This window comes from Arthrobacter sp. 49Tsu3.1M3, from assembly GCF_900168135.1.
Taxonomy (GTDB): Bacteria; Actinomycetota; Actinomycetes; order Actinomycetales; family Micrococcaceae; genus Arthrobacter.
Window position 1 is genome coordinate 1 of the sequence record NZ_FUZD01000046.1, and the last position, 1893, is coordinate 1893.

General features: G+C 63.3%; 2 protein-coding genes and 1 pseudogene. 2 read left to right on the plus strand and 1 reads right to left on the minus strand.

Features of this window, described 5'->3' with window-relative positions; genetic code table 11:
- A partial coding sequence (locus B5X90_RS20850) for a DUF1508 domain-containing protein (protein ID WP_143264865.1) occupies nt 1-198 on the minus strand: 198 nt, incomplete at its 3' end.
- A 639-nt stretch (nt 199-837) separates the two neighbouring features.
- On the opposite strand from B5X90_RS20850, the gene B5X90_RS20855 reads away from it, so the two are divergent.
- Nucleotides 838-1674 (plus strand): alpha/beta fold hydrolase, encoded by an 837-nt coding sequence (locus tag B5X90_RS20855; protein WP_079555786.1) that lies wholly within the window; start codon nt 838-840, stop codon nt 1672-1674.
- Between the two features lie 25 nt (nt 1675-1699).
- Nucleotides 1700-1893: pseudogene (locus B5X90_RS20860) on the plus strand (hypothetical protein); the annotation flags it as partial.

Sequence of the window (1893 nt, forward strand, 5' to 3'; positions counted from 1 at the left end):
CGTTTCCCCGTGGTGATTCTTGCTCCAGTCGCGGACCAGACCGGTACCGGCAATCTCCCGGACGACCGCTATCGCAGCGGCCACGGCCTGCTTCGTCGGGTAGGTCCCCGACGCCGCTCGTGTTTTGCCGGAGGAATCCACCAGCCTGAATGTGTATCCGCCTTCAGGGGCCGAGAGTACTTCGAAGTGACCTGACATGATGTTCCACTCCTTCCCCCGTCAGTGGGAGACGATCAGCGGACCTCGGCCACCAGGGTGGCCCTGAACCGCAGATGCAGACTCGCTACTGTCCTGGCCCTCCAGGGAGATGACCTGCTGCGGGGAACCGCCCGTCGGCGCTGTCGCTGGGACGATGAGGACGGGCTCTGCTTACCGTCCGGAGAAAAATATCCTAACCACGGCGGTCCTGAGTTGAAAAGAGGCTGTGGAAGACCGATGCCCCGGGCCCGATCCTGCTGGTTCCCCTTTCCCAGCCGTCGGCACCAGGGAGTGGGCATCAAGGAGGCCGGATGCTGCCCGGCGTTGACGGCGCCCTTGATTCGTTCCGTGTCAGCCGCCCCTCCACCCCCGGACGAACGGCACGACTTTGAGCAGCTGCCCCCCACGCGACCTGTTTGAAGTAGTTCTGGCCCAGGATTGTGGCGCCAGCGGACGCCACGCCCTGCAACGGCGTTTGCCGCGTCCGCCCGCCCTCGAGCTGTTGCGTTCGCGGGCGTTAGACCTTCTGCTGACCGATAGATCATGGTAGCGAGGGAGGACCCATCCAAAAGACAGCCTGCTGACGAATCAGTTAGAGTCGGCGTTGTACGCCGACGCATCTCACAGTTGGAGGCTCTTATGACTGAAGTTACTGCCCATCACGGCCTGTTCAAGGACACGAACCTGCACGTCGATGACACGGGGGGCGCGGGCCGCCCAGTCGTCCTCATTCATGGGTGGCCCCTGTCCGGGGAATCCTTCAAAGCCCAGGTGCCGGCCCTGCAGGCGGCTGGGTACAGGGTCATCACCTATGACCGGCGGGGCTTTGGACGTAGCGACAAGCCCCGCACCGGTTATACCTACGACATCCTCACGGAAGACCTGCACACGCTCCTTGAGGCACTCGAACTCACCGACACGACCCTCGTCGGATTTTCCATGGGCGGTGGTGAAGTAGCCCGCTACTTCACCAAGTACGGTACGGACCGGGTGCGGAGCGTCGTTTTCGCCGCTGCCGTCACCCCGTACATGATGCAAGGCCAGGACAACCCGGACGGGCCACTTACCAAGGACGCAGCAGCCGAGATGACTGCTGGTTTGACCAAGGACGAAGACTCCTTCTACGACGAATTCACCCGGCAATTTTTCTCCGTCAACGGGGAGCTTAAAGTCACCGAGCAGCAGCGTCAGGAAGCCCTCCAGCTCTGCAAGCAGGCTGACAAGAAGGCGGCACTGGCCTGCATGGAAGCTTTCGGCGCCACCGACTTCCGCGAGGACCTGCCCAAGGTCCCCGTCCCGGCCCTCGTCCTGCATGGCGACGGCGACGGCACTGTACCCTTCGAAGGATCCGGTGCCCGCACCCATGCAGCCCTGCCCGGCAGTGACCTGCACGTCATCCACGGCGCACCGCACGGCTGCAACGTGAGCCATCCAGATGAGTTCAACCAGACATTGCTGACCTTCCTGCAGAAGTAGAGGTTCAGCGCACAGCGAAGACACTGTGAGGCGACCGCCAGGGCGCCCGCCTCAACACGCCACGTACATCGGCCCCAATCCGGCCATCAACTCCTATGTCAAGAGCAACGGCCAGTCCATCAGTATCATCGCCGGCGCCGCGTCCGGCGGAGCGCAGCTGGTGGTCAAGCCCGGCATCAACTCGGCCGCCGACCTGAAGGGCAAGACGCTCGCGTCGCC

What these genes read in the sequence shown, in the direction of transcription:
- B5X90_RS20855 (WP_079555786.1), top strand. Translation starts at nt 838, where the DNA reads ATGACTGAAGTTACTGCCCATCACGGCCTGTTCAAGGACACGAACCTG.